Origin of the sequence: Colwellia sp. MB02u-6 (assembly GCF_014077095.1) — a bacterium.
Taxonomy (GTDB): Bacteria; Pseudomonadota; Gammaproteobacteria; order Enterobacterales; family Alteromonadaceae; genus Cognaticolwellia.
Genome location: NZ_JACGVG010000034.1, coordinates 120,616 through 146,514 on the forward strand (window position 1 = coordinate 120,616; position 25,899 = coordinate 146,514).

The 25,899-nt window shown below is 36.6% G+C and carries 16 protein-coding genes; all 16 read left to right on the plus strand.

Translation table 11 applies throughout. The features are described from left to right. Positions 1–133 precede the first annotated feature (133 nt). The 16 genes from H4J46_RS09260 (at position 134) to H4J46_RS09335 (ending at position 25,863) form a co-directional block, all read left to right on the plus strand. Positions 134–697 (plus strand): thioredoxin family protein, encoded by a 564-nt coding sequence (locus H4J46_RS09260; protein ID WP_182233215.1) that lies wholly within the window; start codon positions 134–136, stop codon positions 695–697. Next, positions 675–1,445, plus strand: coding sequence for a gluconate 2-dehydrogenase subunit 3 family protein (locus tag H4J46_RS09265; RefSeq protein WP_182233216.1), 771 nt, complete (start codon positions 675–677; stop codon positions 1,443–1,445). Before H4J46_RS09260 ends, H4J46_RS09265 begins: the two co-directional genes overlap by 23 nt. After that, on the plus strand, positions 1,442–3,166 hold the full coding sequence (locus H4J46_RS09270; RefSeq protein WP_182233217.1) for a GMC family oxidoreductase: 1,725 nt from the start codon (positions 1,442–1,444) through the stop codon (positions 3,164–3,166). The genes H4J46_RS09265 and H4J46_RS09270 overlap by 4 nt, the downstream gene beginning before the upstream one ends. A gap of 124 nt (positions 3,167–3,290) precedes the next feature. Then, positions 3,291–4,154 (plus strand): YicC/YloC family endoribonuclease, encoded by an 864-nt coding sequence (locus tag H4J46_RS09275; RefSeq protein WP_182233218.1) that lies wholly within the window; start codon positions 3,291–3,293, stop codon positions 4,152–4,154. A gap of 191 nt (positions 4,155–4,345) precedes the next feature. Then, entirely contained in the window at positions 4,346–5,611 is a 1,266-nt protein-coding gene (locus H4J46_RS09280; RefSeq protein WP_182233219.1) for a site-specific integrase, read from the plus strand. Between the two features lie 36 nt (positions 5,612–5,647). Next, a complete protein-coding gene (locus tag H4J46_RS09285; RefSeq protein WP_182233220.1) occupies positions 5,648–6,484 on the plus strand; it encodes a hypothetical protein in 837 nt (278 codons plus the stop codon). A gap of 138 nt (positions 6,485–6,622) precedes the next feature. Then, complete coding sequence (locus H4J46_RS09290) at positions 6,623–6,847, plus strand: AlpA family transcriptional regulator (RefSeq protein ID WP_182233221.1); 225 nt, start codon at positions 6,623–6,625, stop codon at positions 6,845–6,847. Positions 6,848–7,426: 579 nt separating this feature from the next. After that, the gene (locus H4J46_RS09295; RefSeq protein WP_259365781.1) at positions 7,427–7,942 is read left to right on the plus strand and encodes an inovirus Gp2 family protein; all 516 of its coding nucleotides are present in this window, start codon (positions 7,427–7,429) and stop codon (positions 7,940–7,942) included. A gap of 398 nt (positions 7,943–8,340) precedes the next feature. Further along, entirely contained in the window at positions 8,341–9,423 is a 1,083-nt protein-coding gene (locus tag H4J46_RS09300; protein WP_182233223.1) for a Fic family protein, read from the plus strand. 193 nt (positions 9,424–9,616) lie between these two features. Then, entirely contained in the window at positions 9,617–11,098 is a 1,482-nt protein-coding gene (locus tag H4J46_RS09305) for a class I SAM-dependent DNA methyltransferase (RefSeq protein WP_182233224.1), read from the plus strand. Continuing rightward, a complete protein-coding gene (locus H4J46_RS09310) occupies positions 11,098–12,879 on the plus strand; it encodes a DUF262 domain-containing protein (RefSeq protein ID WP_182233225.1) in 1,782 nt (593 codons plus the stop codon). The genes H4J46_RS09305 and H4J46_RS09310 overlap by 1 nt, the downstream gene beginning before the upstream one ends. After that, positions 12,876–14,357 carry a class I SAM-dependent DNA methyltransferase gene (locus H4J46_RS09315; RefSeq protein ID WP_220462987.1) on the plus strand — a complete coding sequence of 494 codons (1,482 nt, stop codon included), beginning with the start codon at positions 12,876–12,878 and terminating at the stop codon, positions 14,355–14,357. The genes H4J46_RS09310 and H4J46_RS09315 overlap by 4 nt, the downstream gene beginning before the upstream one ends. Then, entirely contained in the window at positions 14,354–15,508 is a 1,155-nt protein-coding gene (locus H4J46_RS09320) for a restriction endonuclease subunit S (RefSeq protein WP_182233226.1), read from the plus strand. Before H4J46_RS09315 ends, H4J46_RS09320 begins: the two co-directional genes overlap by 4 nt. Positions 15,509–15,510: 2 nt before the next feature. After that, on the plus strand, positions 15,511–18,501 hold the full coding sequence (locus tag H4J46_RS09325) for a type I restriction endonuclease subunit R (RefSeq protein ID WP_182233227.1): 2,991 nt from the start codon (positions 15,511–15,513) through the stop codon (positions 18,499–18,501). A gap of 55 nt (positions 18,502–18,556) precedes the next feature. Then, positions 18,557–24,178 (plus strand): sacsin N-terminal ATP-binding-like domain-containing protein, encoded by a 5,622-nt coding sequence (locus tag H4J46_RS09330; protein WP_182233228.1) that lies wholly within the window; start codon positions 18,557–18,559, stop codon positions 24,176–24,178. After that, on the plus strand, positions 24,178–25,863 hold the full coding sequence (locus tag H4J46_RS09335; protein WP_182233229.1) for a nuclease-related domain-containing DEAD/DEAH box helicase: 1,686 nt from the start codon (positions 24,178–24,180) through the stop codon (positions 25,861–25,863). Before H4J46_RS09330 ends, H4J46_RS09335 begins: the two co-directional genes overlap by 1 nt. The last annotated feature ends 36 nt before the right edge of the window (positions 25,864–25,899 follow it).

The window sequence follows — 25,899 nt, forward strand, 5'->3', positions numbered from 1 at the left end:
TTATAATCGTTCGGATAGCAATTTGACATAATGACGTGACAAGTATTTTGAAATATAGTTAATTAATATAAGGTCACTGTATTGTGGGTTTGTTGTTAGTTGCCATTGAATATTATTGATGTAGAGAGAATTTATGAAATTTCAGCTGTTTATTGTTTTATGGTTAGCCAGTGTATTGTTATCAAGTTTACTGTTCACCAGTCCAGCAAGTGCGCAAGCTTCTGCACACCAGTCAATTATTGCCACTGCAAACGAATTGCCGTTATACAGTAAAATTTATGATGATAAGCGTGATCCTTTCAAAGACGCGCAAGCAGCCATTGCCATCGCGCAAGCCAGTAACAAAAATGTGTTAATTGAAATTGGCGGCAATTGGTGTACTTGGTGTCATAAAATGGATGCTTTTCTAGCGAAAAATCCTGAAATTTATCAAGCACTACATGATAATTATGTCCTGCTTAAAATAAGCGTGAGTGACAGCAATGAAAACGAAGCTTTTATGAAGTCGTTGCCACCTGTGCAAGGTTACCCACATATGTATGTTTCAACCAATACCGGCCAAATGTTGTTGTCTAAAGATACCGCTGAATTACTTGACGACTTGCAGTATTCTGCACAGTACTGGCTGACTTTTTTAGCAAAATGGCAGATGAAAAATAATAAGGAAAATTTAAATGACTCAAGTACAAAAGGTTAACGCCATGGTTCGAAAGCAAACAACGAACAAAGCAATGTTGCGAGTGAGCTCATTTTTTGATGAAAATTTTTGCACGCCCAAATGGCTACAAAAGAAAGTTTCCAGGCGCAGTGCACTAAAATCTGCAGCTGGCGCGACTATGGTTGCCGCTATGCCATTACGTGCTTGGTCAACACTGGCTAGTGAGCAATTTGCCCAGGTATTGAAAACTGACCCTTGGTTAACCCTTGAAGCGGTACTTGCGCATTTATTACCTGAGTCGCCAACGGGCCCTAGTGCAAAAGAAATTCAAGCAACACAGTATTTATACAATGTAGTGTTTCAACAGCCCACCGACAACGATGAAATTGAATTTATTTATAAAGGCGTTGGCTGGCTAAATGGTTTCAGCAACAGTGAATTACAGAAAAATTTTGTGCTATTAAGCTTTGATGAAAAAGAAAAAATATTGCGGGCTATTAGTCGCTCACGCGCGGGCGAAAATTGGTTAAGTAATTTAGTGAGCTATATTTTCGAGGCCATGCTGACACCGCCAAGTTATGGTGGTAATCCTAATGGTATAGGTTGGCAATGGTTAGATCATCAAGCGGGTTTTCCCTTACCTCAAGCTGGGCAGCGTTATTATGAGTTACCCGGTAAACAACCTATTGTGCTGAGTAGCAAAGCGCCGATTTCCAAGACAACAAGCACAAAAATTGTCAGCCATCAGCAATATATAGGCAAGAAAATAGGAACTCGAAAAGCATGAAATATGATATTTGTATAGTGGGTAGTGGCGCAGGCGCTTCACCAGTGGCTTATACCTTAGCCAATGCAGGCGCTAAAGTGTTAGTGCTAGAGAAAGGCGCTTGGCTAACAGAGAAAGAGTTTTATAAAGATGAACTTGCGATTAGCTTACGTGATGCTTACAACCCTAAACTTGAAGACGAACAGCATGTTATAGAAGAAGAATATGAAAACGCCGCAGGTGAAAGTTTTTGGCAAGGCGAAGCAACCAGTGAATCGGGTTGGAGCTTTTGGAATGGCACCGTAGTTGGCGGCTCGTCAAATTTTATGAGTGGCTACTTTCATCGTTTAAAGCCGGTAGATTTTCGTTTGAAAACTGAATTTGGTGCCATTAAAGGCGCAAATGTCGTTGACTGGCCGATTAGTTATGATGAGCTAGAACCTTACTACGCGATAGTTGAAAAGGTGGTTGGTGTATCAGGCAGAGCCACTGCACATCCACATCAAGAACCTCGTTCAACCGATTTTCCGTACCCACCGTTGGCTGAACATGCCATTTCATCGTGGATAGACGAAAGTGCAGAAAAAATAGGTTATCACACAGTGCCAGTGCCGAGAGCGATATTGTCTCAACCGGCAATGGGCAGAAATAGCTGTGAATATTCAGGTTATTGCAGCAGTTATGGTTGTTCGTCAGGTGCGAAAGGCGGTGGCCGAGCGGCATTATTGAACCACGCAGTGGCTACGGGTAATTGCACCATAACACCCCATGCAAAAGTGTATAACATTGCGACCGATAGCCAAGGTGAAATATCTGGTGTGCACTATTATGACCAAGCAGGACGTAAAAAAACTGTTCAGGCTAAATATTATGTAGTGGCATGCCAAGCCATTGAAACCTCACGTTTGTTATTGGCTTCCAAAGGCGAAAAATTCCCTAACGGTTTAGCCAATAATGCTGGCCAAGTCGGTAAAAACTTAGTTTTTAGTGCCGGTGGAACGGGTCGTGGTGACTTCTTTTATAAAGACTTAACCGACGAGAAAAAAACACAACTTACCCAAGTAGGGCCTTTTATTAACCGTGCTTTACAAGACTGGTATCAAATTGATGATAAAGCTTTTACCGGCATTAATCGTGACGGAAAAGCCAAAGGTGGCACCATAGATTTCTTGTTTTATCAAAATCCTATTTCGCGTGCGCAAGGCACACAGTGGCAATATGATGAAAGCCAAAATAGTGAAACACTACTTTGGGGTGAAGCACTCAAACAAAGCATAAAAACTGAATTCACCAGCTATAAAACACTCCGTTTCGAAGTGTTTAATGACTGGTTGCCAACCGATAATTGTTTTGTTGCGTTAGATGATGACGTCACCGATAAGTGGGGTGACCCTGTGGCGAAAGTCCGTATTGGCGCGCATAACCACGATGTAGATGTAGGTGAATATCTTGCTGAAAAAGCTGAAAAATTATTAATAGAAATGGGCGCAAGCAACGTTTCATCATCGGTGAGCAGTTCGCCACCGACCAACTTAATGGCGGGTGGTTGTCGTTTTGGTCATGACCCTAAAACGTCAGTATTGAATAAAAATTGCCAAACACATGAGGTTGAAAACTTATTTGTTACCGACGCCTCGTTTATGCCAACAGGCGGCAGTGTGCCTTACACCTTTACTATTTATGCCAACTCGTTTCGGGTTGCAGACCATATTAAAGCGCGCTGGCAGCAAGCAAAGACTTAATATTGACGTGGAGCGGGTATATTGCCACCATGATCTCGCTAGCTACAGCTTATTAATGTAGATACCCAGTAGTAGCTAGGGCATAATTCACTACAATGTTAATTTAAAAAATTTAGGAAACTCAATGATCCATAGTATGACAGCGTTCGCACGCCATGAAATTAAGGGCGAATGGGGCAATGCCGTTTGGGAAATCCGTTCTGTTAATCAACGTTTCCTCGAAACTTATTTTCGTTTACCCGAGCAATTTAGAAGCATAGAGCCAGTACTAAGAGAACGATTTCGCAAGCAATTAAATCGCGGAAAAGTAGAATGTAATTTACGTTTTAATGCTAACCCAGCAGAAAAAAGTAAAATCACATTAAATGCAGAGCTAGCTGCCGAATTAATGACCCATGCCAATACTATTTCAAGTTTAGCTAATAACGCGACGGTAAACCCCGTTGAAATTATGAGTTGGCCTGGTGTGATGGAAGCGGAAGAAGCTGACATGAATACCATTCAAGCAGAAGTACTGGCCGGTTTTGACCAAGCATTAAAAGACTTTATTGTTGCTCGTACCGATGAAGGGGAAAACCTTAAGATGCTTCTCGAGCAGCGCTTAGATGGCATCATTGAGCAAGCCGACATAGTCAAAGGCCACATGCCAGAAATTATTCAATGGCAACGTAAGCGCATTACCGACAAATTTGCTGATGCCAATATTGAACTTGAATCATCACGTGTTGAGCAAGAACTGGTATTACTAGCGCAAAAGATGGATGTTGATGAAGAAATTGACCGTCTATTTAGTCACGTAAAAGAAACCCGCAGCATATTGAAAAAAGGTGGCGCACAAGGCCGACGTTTAGATTTTATGATGCAAGAGTTTAACCGCGAAGCAAACACCTTAGGTTCAAAATCGATTAATGCCGATATCACCAACTCAGCGGTTGAGTTAAAAGTGTTAATTGAGCAGATGCGCGAGCAGATCCAGAACATAGAATAGCGTTCCTCCTTGTTTCTTGTTGTTAATAATTCATTGTAAAGCCTCACTTTTGTGGGGCTTTTTGTTTTCTCTTGTTCTATACTGTTCCGTAAAGTTAACTAATAAGTGGTTACTAAAAGGGTTACTAAGTTCATTAGTAACCACCCTTGACCTTCTTATTTTCATTTTAGTAACCATTGGTAATCGTATTTATGAATGACAAGCAGGTTAGAGAACTTATTAACAAAGGCTTAGCAACCAGAAAATCAATAGGAGATGGACTATATATTAGATTGCAAACAGTGGGGAAAGCTTACTGGGAAGTTCGATATCTCATTAATGGTAAAAGAAAATTTATGCGTATCGCCGGCGGGCAATATCCAAATATGCCTTTAGTAAATGCAAAATTAGAAGCTGCACTTATTATGCAACAAATAAGAGCTGGTAATGATCCACTTGCTGAACGAGCAAGAGATAATGAAATAATAATTAAAACGGTTAATCATTTATTTGATGACTGGTATCAAGAGCTATCAAAAAGATTAAAATATCCCAATATTCCGAAAAGAATCTACCATAAGGAAATCAAACCCCTTATTGGTGACTTGGCAATAGGCCAGGTCAACGCTCGCGATATTAGAGCCATAATTCAAAAAGTATCAAGTAGTGACCGCCCATCGATAGCAAACGATACTTTAGCTTACTGTAAACAACTGTTTAATCACGCTTGTAAATTAGATTTAGCAACGGCTAATCCGGCAAGTGCTTTTAAAGTATCAGATGCTGGCGGTGCAGAAAAAAGCAGAGAACGTATTCTTGATATGAAAGAACTTGGGATCGTTTTTCGAATATTTCGTCAACATGCTCACATATTCACTCGTGATAACTATTTAGCTGTTGCTCTTTTAGTAAGTCTTGGTGTGCGCAAAGGTGAGCTTATTGGGGCTCGATGGCAAGAAATCGATTTCGATAAGCAATTATGGTATTTACCATTAGAAAGGAGCAAAACAAAGGTAGCTATAACCATACCGTTAACTGAAAGTGTCTTGAATTGGCTTAGAGAATTAAAAGTGAAATCGGCAGGTTCAGAATATGTATTTCCAGCAAGGCGGGCGAGTAAGCGACGGGGTTATATTTCTGACGATACCTTGAATCATGCACTAGCAAAAATGTTTGGCAAGAAAGTCGATAGTAATAAACAGCCTTATCCTAATTTATTGGGTAACGCCGGCGTTGAACATTTTACGGTGCATGATTTGCGAAGAACTTGTCGTAGTTTATTATCCAAAACAGGCATACCACAGGATATTGCAGAACGTTGTTTAAATCACAAAATAAAAGGCACCACAGGAATTTATGATCGCTATGATTACTTGGATGAACGCACGGAAGCTTTAACAAAACTTTCTATTTTAATTAACCCTATAGTGAATGATTTATCAAATGTCACTTCATTTTTCAGGATAGCTAATGATTAGGTCAATACTTTATCATATTACACAGGGAACCTTGTTTTGACCAAAAAAAAGAGAAAACTTGAATTAGAACTTGCAAGAAAAAGGCTGATTTTTCCTGACTTATACCATGTTGAAGAACAAGGTAGTGAATCTAATAACACTCTGCATAGCGAACAGTTAATAAATGTAAAGAGCTCACCTTTTCCAGGTAACAATATTTTAAGGTTGATGGAGAAAAGGACCAAAGACATTATTGCTACCGGTTATCCATTAGAAATTGAAAGCAATGGTGTAACAGGACCGACACAGATGGGTAGTGCTCAAATTAACATGGAATCAATGTCTGGTTGTTTGAAAATCATTTATTTTCAGATCGAAAACAGGGAGCCAATCGATTTACATTTATTTGATCAATATTCATTTCTAAATACAATGATGGCCTATCAATTAGGTGGGCATGACCAAAGTATTAATTTAGGCGATCACGCTTCTAATGGCTATGATAGTAATGTTATTTATCCTAAAAAGGGAGGTATTGAGAAAGCTAAAAAATCGGAATCTGTTAAGAAGTTAGTTAAATCAATGGTGCTCTACATAGATGCAAATCCTAACTTCAACAAGCCTAAACCAGCTACGTTAGCGAGAGCTATACACGCTATAATCCAAAAATTCACCAATACTGGACAAAATCACAAACTTAAGGCGTTCGCAAATTTCGAACTTAATTGTCCTGAACCAAAAACTATAGGTACTTGGATATCTAATCTTAATTTGGATTTTAATGGGTGCCCATCCTTAAAAAGTCCCAGGTATAACAAGCTTATTGAGCTATTTGAAAGGGACTACCCAAAAAGTACAATCGAAAGAATTTTAAAAAAATATGAAATACAATAAAATATACAAATAAATAAATTAAACTTATTTATATCAAATGCTTAGTAAGTATAAAAAGACGTCTGCACTCCAGTCTTATATTCACAATTCTCTGTGTTAGGCAAAATTACTCCGAAATATTAATAAGCAGGAGTAAACATGTATAAACATCAGAGTACATCAAATACAGATCGCATAGTGCGTGAGGCAGAGCGTAAAACTATTACATCCCTTTCTAGAACATCCGCATGGAAATTAGAACAAAAGGGATTATTTCCGAAACGCAGGCGCTTGAATCCTGAAGGAAGCTCTTGTGGGTGGTTACTTTCTGAAATTTTGGAATGGTGCCATTCAAGAGAAGTGGTTAACTCGGTGAATATGTAATGAAAACATCATATTCAGACCCGATTGAACAATACATTGATGAAAATCGTATGCTCAAAAAACCAGAAGTTCAAAGGTTACTAAATGTCAGTAGATCTACACTTGCCCGTCGCGTTAAGAGTAGACAGTTTCTGTTACCTGCAGTTATACAAAACGGAAGATCATTATGGAGGTTTAAAGATGTTCAATTGTGGCTGAGCCGAAATTTATCACGTTAGCGATAATCGCTTATCTAAAGGCAGGTATTTGAACCTGCTTTTTTTATACCTTTCGATGACGCACTTTGACACAGCTAAGGCATTAAAATAAAGCTTAAAAATTGCCAAATTCCTTATTTTATCAGGTTCTATAGACCAAATTGTCTAAATTTTTTCAGCGGACTTTTAATAATATAAGACCAGATCTTTAGTCATTAATTAATCAGTATTCTAAATTAAAACTTAACTTATGATATTTAAAATAACTAAACAAAATTCATTTCTTTTCGCCTACTTAAATCATTCCTATAATGTTTATAAACCTAAAAAGGGAGATCTCAATAAAGTGGCATTAGACAGGTTATTTCGATTATGTCAAACAATGCTGTATTATTACTCAAGAGTATTCATAGTCAGAATCGATTTGCACCCAGTAGATTTCAGTGCTGATAATAAAGTTATGAGTATATTTCTAAACAAGTTTATTTCTAAGCTAGAAAAGCAATATCAATGCAAAGTGGGTTACTTCTGCGCTAGAGAACAAAATAAATCTGACAAACAACATTATCATTTAGCATTATTGTTAAGTGGTCATAAAGCTATGCTCCCTCATAACATACTAACGCAACTTAAGACTGACTGGATACAACATTGTCAAGGCAGCGTCTACTTTGTTGATAAGCCTTATTATGTTATATACCGAGGAGATAAAGCCTCAATTAATCCAGCAATATACCGCTTAAGCTATCTTATTAAAAACCACACTAAAGAGCATAATAAGCCTGCTAACAGTTATTTATGTAATGTCATCAAACTAAAGCCTAATAATAAAGGTAATGTGCTAAACGAGAAGTTACTCGTTGACCCATTAATTACCCACCAAATGTTAAGTAAATGAATTAAGAATAATTAATGAGACAATTTTTTAATATCTATTATTCGCACTTTAGCAATTTTTCGCACCCAGTTTTCGCAGTTTTCGCAGTTGTATTTTCAGATTTTTTTTCATATAAAAACAATGATAAAAAATTAAAACATTAAAATACAAGGTGTTATTATTTTTAGGAGAGCTCCTCTTAAAAATCATATGAATTTTGAACACACATTTTAGAAACAATGACGTATGGTAAAATGCATGCTTAATTTTATTGAAAAAGTAGTGGTTTTTAACTTATATAAATTATTGAGATATTTATACATGACACTGTTATGTGTATAAATATTTGTGTTTTCTATACATGTTGTAATTATGTGTATAAACTATCTTTTTTTATATACATATCAAAAGATCGGATAATGAGCCTACCAATAGCTGAATTGCCTTTACCCAATATCGAACATTGGGAAACTCGAGCGGTCTTAAAAAAAACAGCCATAGCGCACCGTTATCTCGCTGAATTAAAAGGGGTGGCAGAATCCATTCCTAATGAAGCCATTCTGATCAATACGCTGACACTGCAAGAAGCTAAACATAGTTCTGAAATTGAAAATATTATTACCACTCATGATGAATTATTTAAGGCTGAGCTATTAACTGAAGCAGCGTTAAACCCTACAACCAAAGAAGTACAAGATTACGCCATAGCGTTAAGGCAAGGTTTTGCATTAGTTCGAGGTTCCGGTTTAATTAGGCTAGCTGATATTTTGGCTATTCAACAAACGTTAGAGCGCAACAAAGCAGGGTTACGTAAGTTACCAGGTACTGAGCTTAAAAACGCACAAACCGTTGAAGTTATTTATACACCACCGCAGCATCCGCAAGATATTGAGCGCTTAATGGATAATCTTGTGCAATATATCAATGATGATGAGCTATGCAGTGCTGACCCGTTAGTTAAAATGGCAATAATCCATCATCAGTTTGAAAGTATTCATCCATTTTATGACGGCAATGGTAGAACTGGGCGTATTATTAATATGCTCTATCTGGTCGCGCAAGACCTGCTTGACCTACCCGTGCTTTACTTAAGTCGCTACTTAATTGAAACCAAAAAAGATTACTATCAACAATTGCAAGCGGTGCGAGAAACAGGTGAATGGGAACCGTGGTTGTTATATATGCTAGAAGGTATAGCTGAAACGGCTAAAGCAACAATCGAGATGATTAAAAATATCAAAGTGCTTATGCGTAACTTTAAACAAAAAATTCGTAGTGAGCTACCTAAGATATATCGCCAAGAATTACTGAATAACTTATTTAATCATCCCTATACAAAAATTGAATTTGTGATGAATGACTTAAGTATTACCCGGTTAACAGCAGCCAAATATCTTGAACAATTAGTTGATATAGGCTTGCTACATAAAGAAAAAATAGGTAGAAGTAATTATTATATCAATCAATCATTGGTCGCATTGTTTATTGAAAGAAAAAATTAGGACCAATTTATAAATTTTATTATCTCGATGAGCAGGGAAGAAGGACAATAGTCGTCATGGTTAAAACATCAAACGAGTCATGTAAATCAAACTCATGAACAGGTCATATAGTGCAAATAAAGCTTGGCATCAAAGTCTCATTTTTAAGCTATATCAACTTACATAAACCACATTAACTAGATTGATTCAATATATGACAAGTGAAAAAATAACACTCTCCCAACTAGAGCAATACCTATCAAAAGCGGCCTGGATCTTAAAAGGTCCAGTCGATGCTTCTGATTTTAAAGTTTACATATTCCCGTTACTTTTCTTTAAGCGTATTTCTGATGTTTACGATGAAGAATATCGTATAGCACTTGAAGAATCAGATGGTGATGAAGCATACGCAGCCTTGCCAGAGTTTCATCGTTTTGAAATACCTGAAGGTTGCCATTGGCAAGATGTCCGCGAAACTACCACCAACGTAGGTGCTGCAATTGAAAATGCGCTACGCGGCATAGAACAAGCGAATCAAGAATTCCTTTATGGCATATTTGGTGATGCGCAGTGGAGCAATAAAAATAAGCTTTCAGATGCATTACTCATCAACTTAGTCGAGCACTTTTCTCAATACACATTAGGTAACCAAAAAGTTGACCCTGATATGCTCGGTAATGCTTACGAATACCTAATTAAACACTTCGCTGATTTAACCAATAAAAAGGCCGGTGAATTCTATACACCTCGTTCGGTTGTGCATTTGCTTGGGTTGATATTAGACCCACACGAAGGTGAAACCATTTACGACCCTGCATGTGGCACGGGCGGTATGTTACTTGAGTGTGTTGACCACCTTAAACATAACAACGAAGATTACCGAACACTTAAACTATTCGGCCAAGAGAAAAACTTAACCTCTAGCTCAATTGCTCGAATGAACATGTTCCTACATGGCATTGAAGATTTTGAAATTCTGCGTGGTGATACTTTACGCCACCCTGCTTTTTTTGAAGCAGACGGCCTTAAAACGTTTGACTGCGTTATTGCCAACCCACCATTTTCACTTAAAGAGTGGGGCGCTGAAAACTGGGCTAATGATCCCTACGGACGTAACATTGCTGGCGTACCACCAAAAGGTAATGGTGACATGGCTTGGGTGCAACACATGGTTAAGTCCATGAACAGCACTGGCCGCATGACGGTAGTATTACCTCATGGAACATTATTTAGAAAAGCCGCAGAAGGTAAAATTCGTAAGCTATTACTTGAGCTAGACATGCTAGAAGCTGTTATTGGTTTAGGTCCTAACGTATTTTACGGTACGCAATTAGCCGCTTGTGTGATGGTATTTAAGCAAAATAAATCTGCCGACAAGAAAGGTAAAGTATTGTTTATTGATGCCTCTGACCAAATCCGAGTAGGTCGAGCACAAAACTTCCTTGAACCAAACCACGTACAACAAATTTACGATTGGTATCACAATTATCAAGACGTAGAAAACTACGTAAAAGTAGCCTCTAAAGCTGACTTAGAAGAAAACGACTTTAATTTAAACATCCCACTTTACGTGGAAAAAATCATTGAAGATAGCTTGCCATCAGTAGAAGAAGCGATGAGTGACTTGAAAGCCGCGTGGCAAGCTAGCCAAGAAGCTGAAGATAAATTTAAACAAATATTAAAGGGATTTTTATAATGGCTTACGAAACACCGATTACAATTAAAAAAGTAATAAATAATATCAGAAAGCGCCATTACGTATTACCTTCAATACAGCGTGAGTTCGTTTGGGATACAGAACAAATCGAAACATTGTTCGATTCACTGATGCGAGATTATCCTATTAGTACTTTTTTGTTTTGGCGAGTCGATAAAGAAAAAGTACAGGATTTTCAGTTTTATGAGTTTTTAAATAATTATCATGAAAAAAACTGTCGCCATAATCGAAAAGCTGAATTGACAAATGATGAGGATGTTACGGCTATTCTTGATGGTCAACAAAGAATGACTTCAATTTACGTAGCTTTAACGGGAACTTTTTCTAAAAAATTGCCATATCTTCGTCGTGACAGTAAAAGCGCTTACCCACCCAAAAAACTCTATTTGAACCTTTTGAAACCATCAGATGAATTGGAAATCGAATACAATTTCAAGTTTCTAACAGAGCAGGGAGCAGAATCAAAGGAAGAAAATTTTTGGTTTTTATGTGCTGATATCTTAGATTTTAATGATACTACTGCTGTAATGAGTTACCTAATGGAACAAGGCCTGACAGATAGTTCTAAGTTCCCTACTGAATGTACTAAATTTGCATTACGCTCATTGACAGAGTTTCATAATGTTATTCATCAAAAAGGTACAATCAGCGCTTATTTAGAAGAAAGTGAAGACTTAGATAAAGTATTACAAATCTTTATTCGTATTAACAGTGGCGGGACTAAACTTAGCTATTCAGATTTACTACTTTCAATTGCTACTGCGCAGTGGGGGGATAAAGATGCACGAGAAGAAATTCATGCTTTTGTAGATGAAATAAATCGTATCGGTGATGGGTTTTCATTTACAAAGGATAATATTTTAAAGGCATGTCTAGTGCTTGAAGATTTTGACGTGAAATTTAAATCAGATAATTTCACCAAAGAAAATATGAAGAAAATCGAAAGTAACTGGGAATTTATATCTGAATCAATCAGAGCCTCTGTAGAACTTATATCACACATAGGCTATTGCAAAGATAATTTATTATCAACGAACATCATTGTTCCAATTGCGCACTTTATCTACAAAAACAAATGTGCAGAAAAAATACTTCACTCTAAAGACCATAAAGAAGATCGTAATAGTATTAAGGAATGGCTTGCTCGAGTTACGTTAAAAGGTACATTTAGTTCATCTACTGATGGAATATACCCTGTCTTGAGAGAAATAATAAATAATAATATCGGTAAGTTCCCGCTTGCTGAAATTATTGAGCACTATAAAGGGCGTTCACGATCACTAATAGTTTCTGAGGATGATATTGAAAACATACTTGATCTTAAATACGGCAAGCCAAAGTCTTATGCTGCATTAACACTGATTTGTCCAGGGCTTAATTACACGCATAAATATCAGCAAGACCATATTCACCCTCAATCAGCATTTAAAAAGAAAAATCTAAGAAAAATAGGTTTAAGTGAAGATGAAATTAATTTATACATCGAGCAATGCAATTTATTGCCAAATATTCAACTGCTACATGGAACAACTAATACAGAGAAAAGTGATAAACCGTTTACTGAATGGTTAGTTGAAAATTACCAAGATGATGTAGGTAAAAATAATTTCTTAAATCAAAATCACATACGAACAGATCAATCCCTAGATTTCAAAGATTTCTTGGGCTTTATGGAAATACGTCGAGCAACATTAAAAGAGCAACTTATTAAAGTACTGAACGTCTCAACGAAAACAGGCGCGTTGGAGTTCGAAGCATGATGACCCAACAAGAGTTAGAAAAATACCTTTGGGGTGCAGCCACAGCGCTCAGAGGCACTATAGATGCGGGTGATTACAAGCAATACATATTTCCGTTATTGTTCTTTAAACGTATCTCCGATGTTTACGATGAAGAGTTTGAAAGTGCCTTAGCAGAAAGTGATGGTGATATTGCATACGCAGCCTTTGCTGAAAATCATCATTTTCAAATACCCCAAGGTGCGCATTGGACTGATGTTCGTGAAACTACCACTAACATTGGTTTAGCACTGCAAAACGCTATGCGAGCCATTGAACAAGCAAACCCAGATACTTTGCATGGTATTTTTGGTGATGCCAGTTGGACCAATAAAGAGCGTCTTTCAGATAGTATGCTCACAGACCTTATTGAGCATTATTCTCAGCACAAGCTTAACTTAAAAAACGTGCCTGACGATAAACTCGGTAACGCTTACGAATATCTCATTAAAGAATTTGCTGACGACGGCGGCCATACCGCAGCGGAGTTCTATACAAACCGTACCGTAGTAAAGTTGATGACTATGATCATGGACCCACAACCAGGCGAGTCAGTTTACGACCCTACTTGTGGTTCTGGGGGATTATTACTTAACTGTGCCTTGCATTTAAAAGATGAAGGTAAAGAATATCGCACCCTAAAATTGTATGGCCAAGAAATAAACCTACTTACCTCAGCTATTGCCCGTATGAACATGTTTATGCATGGTATTGAAGAGTTCGATATCGTTCGCGGTGATACTTTAACTAATCCAGGTTTACTCGAAAACGATGAACTAAAAAAATTCAATGTCATCTTAGCTAACCCGCCATACTCAATTAAGTCTTGGGATAGAGATACTTTTGTTAACGATCCTTATGGGCGTAATTTATGGGGTACCCCTCCTCAAAATTGTGCAGATTATGCGTTTGAACAGCATATACATAAGAGTATGAATGAGGAAAATGGACGTTGTATACAACTTTGGCCTCACGGTATTCTTTTTAGAGACAGTGAAAAGAAAATGCGTAGAGAAATGATTGAAACAGACACTGTTGAATGTGTTATTGCTTTGGGGAAAAATCTTTTTTATAACTCAGCAATGGAGTCAGCGTTACTTATCAGAAGAACTAATAAAGATAAAAATAAGAAAGGTAAAATCCTATTTATTAATGCTTTTGATGAAGTTAAAGATGAAAAAACAATATCATATTTGTTGGAACATCATATAGACAAAATTTTTAGGGCCTATAGTGAATATAAAGATATAGATGGTTTTGCTCGCGTTGTTTCTAATGTTGAAATTATAAAAAATGACAGCTCTTTACTTGTTACAAACTACGTTAAATCTACAAGAGGTGATGATGGTTCGAAAAAAAGCTTTCAAGAAACCCTAGAGGAATGGAGCAATAAATCCATAAAGTATAATAAATCTATGAATGATTTAATTGATCACTTAGAGGGAGGTAAGTCAGTATGAATTTAGATAAATCATCATGGAAAACATACTCAATCGCAAAGCTTTTACTTAAGAAAGAAGAAAATGATAAAGAAAAAGCATGTAGTCGATTTGACAAGTACTTAAAAGTTGAACATTTAGACGCGGAGACATTACATATAAAACGATGGGCATCTCAAAAAAATGGAGATGAATTACCCCCTACTTTTTATAAAATATTTAGAAAAGGACAAATTCTATTTCCTACTAGAAACCCTCATCTTAAGAGGACTGCGATTGCTCATTTTGAGGGGATTTGTGGTGAAAAAACATTAACGCTGGAAGTGAACAAAAAACTAGCTCGAACAGAGTTTTTAAAGTTTTTATTTCATAGTGAGCATTTTTACCAGCACTCAATATCATCAATTATTGGATCAACCAATCCACACGTAAGGTGGCGAGATATAGAGAAACTAGAAGTATTAGTGCCTCCACTAAGTGTGCAGGATGAGTTAGCCAGTTTATTTTTTTCAGCGGATCAGCAAATTCAAGCAAACTTAGGTACTCTTGAAAAACTAAAGGTTTTAGAGAAAAGTATCGCTAAAAGCCTAATTAATGAATATAGCAACAAGTCGAATAAAAAAGTCAAACTTGGTTCTTTGTATACAAAAAAATTAAAATCAGTAAAACCTCAAGACTTAGAGGATGAAGAAGTTTTACATTATAGTCTACCTTCATTTATTGATAAAAAGGTTCCTGAAAGAGTAATTGCATCATCGATTAAAAGTAATAAGTTAGTAATTGATGATGATGTCATTTTGTTTAGTAAGTTAAACCCTAATACTCCTAAAGTTTGGGCAATCACTAAAAGTGAAGGGAATATGAAATTGGGGTCTACGGAGTGGTTACCTATAAGACCCACAGAGGATTTACCGATGTTATATTTAACTGCATATTTAGAGTCCCATCCTTTTATTCAAAAGATTTTACGCTTGGTTCAAGGAACCAGTAATAGCCATAAAAGAGTGGACCCAAAAATGTTCTATGACATAGAGGTTCCTATACCGACTAAGGAATTTAAATTAAGAATGGAAGCTAAAATTAAAAAAATATTATTGAATAAAGCAAACTTAGAGCTTGTTACTACAAGCTCCCAATCATTATTGAAAAGTATTGTGAATGAGGTGTTTTAGGTATGGGATTTACCGAATTAAATAGTGTGGAACACTACATCATCCAACAAATGAGTGGCGTTAATTTAAACTCTTTACCGGAGGGTAACCAAGTTAAAGATCCCCATGGTCAATATGCTCTAGACTCAGAAATGCAATGGAAATTCCAATCGGCAGAGCAACTAGGTCGTGGAGTTAACGAGGTGTTAGTTGAATCTGTATTAGTTAAGGCATTAGTTCGCCTTAACCCAGAGATTGAAACTAACCCACATTTGGCTGATGAAGTAATACATAAACTCCGTGCTATTTTAATTTCGGTAAATCAAGTCGGCTTGGTAAAAGCCAATGAAGAGTTTTTCGCTTGGATGACAGGCGAAAAAACTATGCCGTTTGGCGAAAATAATCGTCATGTACCCGTAAACCTAATCGATTTTGACGACTTAACCCGTAACGATTATGTGGTAACTAACCAATTCCGTATTCATCACCGCGAAACCAAAATACCCGATGTTGTATTGATGATTAACGGTATTCCTGTAGTGGTGGGTGAAGCTAAAACACCTATTCGACCATCAGTAAGTTGGTTAGATGGTGCACATGAGGTGCATAGCATTTACGAAAATGCCGTACCGCAATTGTTTGTCCCTAATATTTTATCTTTTGCCACCGAAGGCAAAGAGCTTTTTTATGGTGCAATACGTTGTCCACTAGAATTTTGGGCACCTTGGCGTATTGAAGAAGGTGACAATCAAATCTCTAAAGCATTAGGCTTAGCTGAGATTGGTAAAGAACTAACTGACTTATTAAGCCCAGCTCGCTTGCTTGATATTATGCGTAGCTTCTCGTTGTTTACCACCAATAAAAAGAAACAACGCATTAAAGTAATACCACGCTTTCAGCAATATGAAGGCGCGAATAAAATTGTTCAGCGGGTTATTGAAGGTAAAATTAAAAAAGGCTTAATTTGGCATTTTCAAGGTTCAGGTAAATCATTACTAATGGTATTTGCGGCACAAAAACTTCGCCGTGCTGCTGCGCTTAAAAGCCCAACCGTTATTGTATTGGTCGATAGAACCGATTTAGACACTCAAATTAGCGGCACCTTCAATGCTGCCGATGTTGCCAATGTTGAATCAACCGATAGCATTAAAGAATTACAACAAATGCTAGAGCGCGATACCCGTAAGATAATTATCTCAACGATTTTCAAATTCCGGGATGCTAAACCTAATATGAACCTGCGCGATAACATCATTGTATTAGTCGATGAAGCGCATCGTACCCAAGAAGGGGATTTAGGCCGACAAATGCGTGCTGCATTACCTAATGCCTTTTTGTTTGGTTTAACCGGTACGCCAGTTAACAAAGCAGATAAAAATACCTTTTGGGCATTTGGTGCAGAAGAAGATAAAGGCGGCTATATGTCGCGTTATACCTTCCATGATTCGATTCGTGACGAAGCTACGTTGCCATTACACTTTGAACCACGTTTAGTGGATGTGCATGTAGATAAAGCCGCATTGGATACAGCCTTTGCCGAATTCAAAGAAAGTGCCGCCTTGAGTGATGAAGAAGCCGATGCGCTAAATCAAAAGTCTGCAAAAATGGCAGCATTTTTAAAAGCGCCTGAACGGGTTGGAAAAATTGTAGAAGACATCGCTATTCACTTTATGGATAAAGTTGAACCGCATGGCTTTAAGGCGATGATAGTAACGCCAGACAGACATGCTTGTGTGCAATACAAAGAAGAGCTTGATAAACATTTTCCAGAAAGCGCCAGCAAGGTGGTTATTTCTACCACCGCAAATGATGACTTTGACTTTAAACAAAAGTGGGGCGTAGATAAAAGTCAGCAAGAAAAGCTAGTAGATGAATTTAATGATGCGCAGTCAGAGCTAAAATTCCTTATTGTTACCGCTAAATTATTAACAGGGTTTGATGCACCCATACTGCAAACCATGTATTTGGATAAGTCGATAAAAGATCATACCTTATTGCAAGCTATCTGCCGTACTAACCGTTTATATCCAAAGAAAACCTTCGGCTGTATTGTTGATTATTTTGGTGTGTTTGATGATGCCGCCAAAGCACTAGAGTTTGATGAAGAAAGCGTTAAGCAAGTGATCTCTAACTTAAGTGCATTACGTGAAAAATTACCGCAAGCGATGCAAGATGCTTTAACTCACTTTGTTGACGTAGACCGAAAGCTTGAAGGTTTTGAGGGCTTAGAAGCCGCTCAAAATGCTATTGCTAACAATGAGAAGAAAGATGCTTTTGCCTTAGACTTTAAGTACTTGGCAAAGCTTTGGGAATCGTTATCGCCTGATCCCATACTTGACCCATACAACGGAGACTATAAATGGCTGGCGCAGGTATACGAGTCAGTGAAGCCTGCCTCTGACAATATTGGTAAGTTATTGTGGTTAGCCCTTGGCGCACAAACCATGCAGTTAATTCATGACAATATTCATGTGGGTGAAGTACATAACCTAGAAGAGTTTGTACTTGATGCCGATGTTATCGAGAATATCTTCAATAACCCCGATCCGCGTAAAATTAAGCAACTTGAAAAGGAATTAGCGAAACGCTTTAAAGACCGTGGCGATTTGCCCGCATTTAAATCTCTAAGTGAACGCTTAGAAGCGCTACGCGATAAAGCTGAAAAAGGCTTAATAGCCTCTATCGATTTTGTTAAAGAATTGTGCAAAATTGCCAAAGAAACTGTTCAAGCTGAAAAAGTTCTAGATGCAGAACGTCAAGAAAAAACACCAAAATCAGCACTAACAGATTTGTTTTTAGAGCTAAAAGATGACCAAACACCCGCAGTAGTAGAACGCATAGTCGCCGACATAGATGCCATAGTACGGGTCGTCCGTTTTCCTGGCTGGCAAACCACCACAGGCGGCGAACGTGAAGTACAAAAGTCACTACGCAAGGCTTTACTAAAGTATAAGTTACATACCGACCAAGTGCTGTTTGATAGAGCTTATGGGTATATAAAAGAATATTATTAATTGAAAGCAAACGGCTAATTAGATTGTTGCCACGATAATCAATCAAGGAAGTATGATGAAAAAAACAAAAACTTATCGTGAAAGACTGGTCCCAAGAATTAGAGACCTCATTGACGGATATTCAACTGATTCAATATTAAAAGAATATTTACAAAATGCAGATGACGCAGGCGCTACAGAGTTAACCATTACGTTCGATAAACGAATTCACCAACACTTATCCGGTTCACCTTTTTCTGTTGCTAAAGGTCCTGCTTTATTAATTGAAAATAACTCTTTCTTTAGAGAGAACGATTTTGAAAGTATCGTAGAGATAAGTGCTGAAGGTAAGAGAGACGACCCTTCCAAAACAGGTAGATTTGGACAAGGCTTTAGCTGTAGCTTCAGTGTTTCAGATGATCCTTCTTTGATATCGAATGGCCGAGCATTGTGGTTTGATGTTTTGAACCACTCTGTAAATGCAGAAGGAAGTGATTACATCGTAGAATGGGATGATCTGGATGATGTTGAAATTCAGGGGTGGTTAGATACGTTTTATACCGAAACAATTCCAGATTTTAAAAATAAAACATTATTTAGACTTCCGTTAAGAACCAAAGAAACTGCACTCAAAAGTGAAATTAGCTCGGTAGTTTTTGAGTTTAATAATTTTCTTGCTTGGTGTGATGAGTGGAAACAAAACGCCAATAACATTTTGTTTTTAAGAAATATACATAAGTTAACTTTACAAGAAGTAACAGAAAGCGGTGTGTTAATAAAACACTTAATAATTGAAACTAATAACGCCAGTGAAATTGAAAATATTAATAACAGTATCCAAGCTGATTTTGGTAATTACGACAGCTCTATTGATATGTGCAATTATTGGTTATCAACGAATAAAGTACTTCCATATCGTAAATACATTCAAAAACTAGCTGTTTCAAAATATTGTCGTGATAAAAACAACCTAGTAACTGAACACGAAATGTGGGCTTTAGTGAACGGTCTATTTAACGGTCCGGATAACATACTCATTAAACATGCCATTGAAGCGTTATCAATTAAACCTACAGGGCGTAAAGTGCTACCTTGGGCAGGGGTAGCTATAAAACTAAATAAAGATGGCGAACCGATAAAAACGCTGGATTCTAAATTTTTTTCGTTCTTACCTTTAGATATAGCCAGTCCTTTTCCTGTTTGCGTACATGGTTGGTTTGACTTAGATTCAAAGAGAACAGAGATCACATTTACAGGCGGTGGAGAAGTTAAAGAGGTTTTAAAACTATGGAATCGATTGCTGTTTAAACATGCCGTTTCAGTAGCATGGGCCGAACTAATTGAATTCATAAAAGGAAAAGAGTACTTCAGTCACTATTTCAGCTTATGGCCAAAAAAAACGGCAGACGAAAACTACAATCACGTTATTCCAGGTTTTTATCGTTCAATAAGAAGTTTAGAAACATTGTATGTAGTATCCAGTGAAGGGGGTAAATGGCTAAAACCTAATGAAAATCAATGGATATTTAAAGACTTCGATGATAAATGTCTTCTCAATATCCTTACTCAGTCGTACCCTATTATTTTGGGTAATCCAAATAAAGAGATTTGTAAAAATCTTAGTAGCGCCGCTGTTAAAATTAATACGCTTGATGCTCAAGCTATTTATGCAGAAGTTCAAAAGCAAGAGCCTGAAATCGAATACCCTGTTTTCCCCAATCAGCTTCCATATTCTTTCATAAACAACACTGACGATTTGTTAGGTATTATTAAGTTTCTAGTAAAAGAAATTGATTCTGATGGTTTAGATTTTTCTATTGTGCCATTTTCGCTCTCAATGGATGGGAAAATATACTCGCCAACTCAACCAATGTTTGCTGAAGTGGAAGTGAGCTTTTCACTTCTGCAAACCAATCAAAATGTGTTTTTAGATAGGCGCTTAACTGAAATACAAAAAGAAAACTATGGTTCGCTTTCTGAGCACTGGCTTGATGACAACTTTGAAAATTTACTAAAAGTCATAGAGTTCTATTTTGACGATTTTAAAATAGATACTCCTTGGATTGAATCCTTAATTCAGTTCATTGCAAATGCAAGCCGTGTTGAAGTTAAGAGCAACCTTGAGCGAATAAGGAAACTACCTATCGCCCAATGTGAAAGCAACCGCTGGCTTCCTTTTCATACAGGCGTAAGAGCAACATCTCCATTGTATATTGATACAGAATATTTAGAGCATTACGACTACTACCGATCGTTAGGCTTTAACTTATTCGATATAAATTTCCATGAAAAATATGATGCTTTAAAAAGGCATTCGAACATCTTAATGATGGTTGATGCAGAGATTGTTGTTAAACAATTAATTAGTAATACTGAAATCGATCTTTCTAATGATGAACCCCTACGCCTTTTTGTTATTGAACAGATATCACATAACCAAACTTGGTTCGAAAGCTTGTCTAACCCAGAAATTAACAAATTGCGCCAAATTGCATTTGTGAAAACGGATACAGGTCGTATTCGTAAAATTGAATCAAAGAATAAACTTTATTTATCAGCGGGCTTCAACGCACCCACACATTTAAGTAATGTCGAGAATAACTATGAGGTAATAATCACGAATAGTGATTTAGAAAAAGAGCTTTTCAAGAAGTTTGGGATAAAAACATTAGAGCCGCACTCCTATTTAAAAGATGTTGTATTGCCTTACTTGGAAAATAGAAAAAATATCGAACAAACTGACGCAACAACACAGTGGATAGTTAATGAGTGGGATAATATTAAAGATAGCTGTAATGAGGCTCAACTAAAAGAAATAATATATGTCTTATCAAGGATGGAAATTGCTCCTAGAGCTAGCGATGGCGAGTTATTTAAAGCTTGTGAATTATATCATCCAGATCTTTATCTCAGTTTTCCAGTAGCGCTGCAAATTGCATCTTTTGATGTTATGTCTTTAGGTGGAGTGACAGGATATCAATGGATCTCATTCTTAGAAGAATTAGGGCTATCAAAAACGCTTTTGAGCAAACACTTCATGCGATTGGTTATATCTATAGAGGCAGAAAATGACGTTAATCTCGCTATTAGTTTATGGAATTATATCATTAATAATTATGACCAAGTTGATGCTGTAAAGTTTGGAGTATCGAGAAGATTAATCGATGAACTTGCGAAATCAAAAATACTTCCTGTCGAAGAAGTAAAAGATATCTTTGCTCCACAAACTACTTGGACCTCGTTAAGTAAAGCCAGTTCTTTAATTACGTCTAGAGAGTATTACCTACTTGGTTTGACTTATTTCGCACTGCATAAGAGCGTTAAGTTAGACAAAATTGAAGATAAAGATTTTCGAAAGAAATTTGAAAATAGATTAGGGTTCATAAAGCCTGAACCAGACAAAGTAATTCGAAATTTTGAAGTGTTAAAGAAAGTTGAAGTTAATAAGCCAAATGAACTCAAAAGAGTTTTGTCTTTTGCTCAACGGTTCTATTTCTATATAGGTAAGTTTAAAGATATCTATCTAAACTCAACCGTAAAAGATAAGTCCATACGCTTAGGAAATATGTGGATATCACCTGAAAGGGTATTCGAAAGTAAATATAATATAACAAGTACGTATTGTTGGAACGAGCTTACACATCAAGATAATAGCGCTCGAACAATCGAAGGGCTACGAAAATTGGGAGTATCTTCTGAACCTAGCCCAGAGCTACTGCTACAACTTTTGGACGAAATCCCGAAATTACAAACCTTAAAAGATAGTCAGCTTTCTGATGCAAAAGTAATCTTAGATATTTTACAGAAATTAGTTAGAGAAGAATACTACGGCTTAGAAGGACTGTCGTACATCCTATCCACTGAAAGCTCGTTAGAAAATATAAATGACGTACTGATAAACGACTCAACTAACTATGAAAAAGCCGAGAGCAAAAACCAAGAACTAAAATTTGTCGCCGGTAAATATAAATTCATGGCTATTGCAGCTAGTGTACCGAGTCTTCAGCGTGACTCTTTTGGTCAATTGAATGACGATGAATCTAAAGAAGCAACCAATTTAAATAAGGCGTTAATGCAACGGCTTTTTAAATATTTGTCGTCAAGTTCTTTCAAAGATGCTATTAAACGAGTTTATGCGCATGAAAAAGATGGCAAAGTTGAATTATTTTCAGGAGAGTTTGTTCCTCAAAAAGTCCACTTAATGGATACTTTAGTAATCGACTTTTTTATTTCGGATGATTGGATTTATTCCACTGATTTGATGACCACCTATAAAGATGACGATGTTTTATATGTTGTTAATCAAGAAGAAGATGACCTTTGGGATAGCCTTGCTAGCTATATCGCAGAGTCTGCAAATATCTCTGATAGCGATAACATAATGCTCATACGAAGGCTTATAAAAGATCAGAGGGATAAAGAATCAATTGAAAACTTTCTAGATTCTAAGAACATTACTCCATTAGTTGTTGAAAATGAAAACGATTATTTTGACGACTCGAATATAATTCTTGAAAGTTGGGACTCGCAAGGTGAGATTGCTTCAGACAGCGACATTCAGCCGTTATTCGAAGACGAGAGTTACAATATAGATGAGATTGACGATGAAAGTGCTTACGGTCTTGAGCGTGATGACACATATAGTAATCAGAGGAGAAGAACTATAGACGACCACGAGCATAACGGCGCTGAAACACTGAGTACAAAAATTGATGAAGGAAAACCTGCTAAACGAAACGGGCAAGCAGATAACAGCACCATTGAAATTAATCCTGAAAACAACGTACGTGATAATCATTCAAATGTAAGTACCTCTAATCGCACGGGCGTAAAGAAGAAAACAGAAATTAAGCCACCGGTTGAGCCAAATGATACTTCTCCAATTTCGCATGAACAAAGTGAAAACAAACGTAAAACATTAAAATTAAATGAGTTGCGAGGTCCAAATGAACGAATCATCGAGCCTCCATCAAGGCCAAAAAATGATTCTTCTAGAGAGGGAGTATTTGACAAATCTAACGGAATAGCGAAGTCTGATAGAACTGGCGAAAATGCTCCTAAATCGGATATAGTTAGCTCAAATAATAGGCTTCCGGTCTATGTATCATCAGAACAAGACTCTGGTGATTCGACCTCTCAAAAAACAAACACAGCAACACAAATCGGTGATAAAGGTGAAGATTACGTAATTGATAACCAAAGGAAATATGTATTATCTACCTCCAACCAAATTAAAAAGGCCCCTCGGAATAATAAAGGCTATGATTTAATTGAAGTTTCAGAGACTCATGACGTTATTCGTTATATAGAGGTTAAAACTTTAACTGGTATTTGGGCTGAGGAGGGCGTCGGTCTAACTCCGGCTCAGTTTAATTTAGCATTGGATACTCAAAATTGGTGGTTGTTTGTAGTTGAAAATATAAATACTAGGAATACAGAAGTCCATCAGTTTGATAATCCAGTAAGATTAGTTAATCGATTTAATTTCGATTCCAGTTGGAAACAACTAATAGATACTGCCTCAACACCTGAAAAGCCTTTGCCGAGTATAGGTGACAAAATTAAACTTCCCGATGGCGATGAAGAATATCAAATTTTATCTATTTCACCTCGTGGAGAAATCAATTTATTTGAACTAGTTAATGCATTTGGAAAGAAAGTTAAAAAACCATACAACAACAATTGGGAACTCGTCTGATGGCAAATATTATTCCCAAATTAAATGAATCTCAAATTTTAAATATAGAGTCCTTTGCCGAACAAAAAGTATATCGAGCAATAGAAGTAGCTTTGCCTAATGAATGGTTAGTAATCCATTCTTGTGAATATATAAGGGAAAACCAAAAGCATAAAAGTCACTCTGATAGAGAAGCTGATTTTGTCATTTTTTCACCTGAACTTGGGATCTTAGTTATTGAAGTTAAAGGTGGTGGAATTGAATATAACAAAAGAGTAAACCAATGGTACTCGATTGACAGAAATAGGGTAAAACATGAAATTAAAAACCCAATAAAACAAGCAAAAGACTCTAAATATGAAATATCAAGGCATCTAAAATCTCAATTAGGTAATACGAATCCTCTATTAGCTCACGCAGCACTATTTCCAGACATATTGAACACCAAGCTATTAGCATCTGTTGAAATGCCTTCTGAAATATTAGGTGGAGGAGACGACCTAAAAGAAATTCGCAGTTGGATTGTTAGTGTTTTCAACTATTGGAAAGGCTCCAATGATCTTTATGATACCCTAGGCTCAAATGGTGTAAAAACTGCTGAAAAGGTGTTCGGAAAAAATATAAGTATTAATCCTTCATTAAAACTAGCAATTGAGCAAGATAGCGAAGTTCAAATAAAATTAACTGATCAACAAAAGAATATTTTAAGGCAACTAAAACGTAGAAAAACCGCAATTATTGAAGGTGGAGCAGGGACAGGCAAAACAGTTCTTGCTTTAGAGCACGCTATAAATCTATCTAACCAGGGGCTTTCAGTTCTTTTGCTCTGCTATAACAAAAATTTAGGCAACAATTTAAAATATAAATCAATCTCACATGATGCAGTTCATGCTATGAGTTTTCATGAATTTTGCTCTTGGAGAATTCGACAAGTTAAATCAAGTACAGGTAGAGATTTAACCGCTGAATCTAAAATGACGTATTCTCATGGAAATTTATATGATGTACTTATGCCTGACGCACTCATTAACTCATATGATATCTGCCCAATAGAATATGATGTAGTAATAATCGATGAAGGACAAGATTTTAGAGACGAGTTTTGGTTGAGTATTGAATTGCTTCTAGATCGCAAATACCAGCCTAATTTTTATATTTTTCATGATAGTAATCAGTCAATCTACACCAGTATTGATTCACTCCCAATTAATGATGAGCCGCTATATCTTTTAGATAATTGTAGAAATACTGCATCAATTCACAACTTAGCTTATAAATACTATCAAGGTGTTGAGATAGAACCACCTAGACTTGAGGGCTCGAATAACAACTGGATTGACAGTGACGACTCGAACAAAACCCAGTCTGAAAAAATATCTTCTTTAGTTAATGAATTAATTTTATCGGAAAAAATATCACCAAGAAATATAACAATATTAACAATTGGTGATTTTTCATATGCCAGAGAACTATTAGAAGATAGTAAGTTTAATAAATTTTTTAAATATAAAAGTTTAAATCGAGATGATCTCGTATTAGTAGAGACTGCAAAAAGATTTAAAGGCTTAGAGTCAAAGATAATAATTTTATGGATTCTAAATGAAGAAGACACCAGTGATTCATTACTTTATGTTTCTATTTCTAGAGCACGATTAAGGCTTTGGGTTTCTTGCAGTAAAGCAATGAAAAATAGATTAGGTATTTAAAGCTAGTAGTTTTTGGTTACACTACGTGAAAATTAC

Excerpts from the sequence above, each read along its gene's own strand:
- H4J46_RS09295 (WP_259365781.1), top strand. The coding sequence starts at position 7,427 with ATGCTGTATTATTACTCAAGAGTATTCATAGTCAGAATCGATTTGCAC.
- H4J46_RS09330 (WP_182233228.1), top strand. The coding sequence starts at position 18,557 with ATGAAAAAAACAAAAACTTATCGTGAAAGACTGGTCCCAAGAATTAGA.
- H4J46_RS09290 (WP_182233221.1), top strand. The coding sequence starts at position 6,623 with ATGTATAAACATCAGAGTACATCAAATACAGATCGCATAGTGCGTGAG.
- H4J46_RS09260 (WP_182233215.1), top strand. The coding sequence starts at position 134 with ATGAAATTTCAGCTGTTTATTGTTTTATGGTTAGCCAGTGTATTGTTA.
- H4J46_RS09280 (WP_182233219.1), top strand. The coding sequence starts at position 4,346 with ATGAATGACAAGCAGGTTAGAGAACTTATTAACAAAGGCTTAGCAACC.
- H4J46_RS09320 (WP_182233226.1), top strand. The coding sequence starts at position 14,354 with ATGAATTTAGATAAATCATCATGGAAAACATACTCAATCGCAAAGCTT.
- H4J46_RS09275 (WP_182233218.1), top strand. The coding sequence starts at position 3,291 with ATGATCCATAGTATGACAGCGTTCGCACGCCATGAAATTAAGGGCGAA.
- H4J46_RS09300 (WP_182233223.1), top strand. The coding sequence starts at position 8,341 with ATGAGCCTACCAATAGCTGAATTGCCTTTACCCAATATCGAACATTGG.
- H4J46_RS09265 (WP_182233216.1), top strand. The coding sequence starts at position 675 with ATGACTCAAGTACAAAAGGTTAACGCCATGGTTCGAAAGCAAACAACG.
- H4J46_RS09310 (WP_182233225.1), top strand. The coding sequence starts at position 11,098 with ATGGCTTACGAAACACCGATTACAATTAAAAAAGTAATAAATAATATC.
- H4J46_RS09325 (WP_182233227.1), top strand. The coding sequence starts at position 15,511 with ATGGGATTTACCGAATTAAATAGTGTGGAACACTACATCATCCAACAA.
- H4J46_RS09315 (WP_220462987.1), top strand. The coding sequence starts at position 12,876 with ATGATGACCCAACAAGAGTTAGAAAAATACCTTTGGGGTGCAGCCACA.
- H4J46_RS09270 (WP_182233217.1), top strand. The coding sequence starts at position 1,442 with ATGAAATATGATATTTGTATAGTGGGTAGTGGCGCAGGCGCTTCACCA.
- H4J46_RS09305 (WP_182233224.1), top strand. The coding sequence starts at position 9,617 with ATGACAAGTGAAAAAATAACACTCTCCCAACTAGAGCAATACCTATCA.
- H4J46_RS09335 (WP_182233229.1), top strand. The coding sequence starts at position 24,178 with ATGGCAAATATTATTCCCAAATTAAATGAATCTCAAATTTTAAATATA.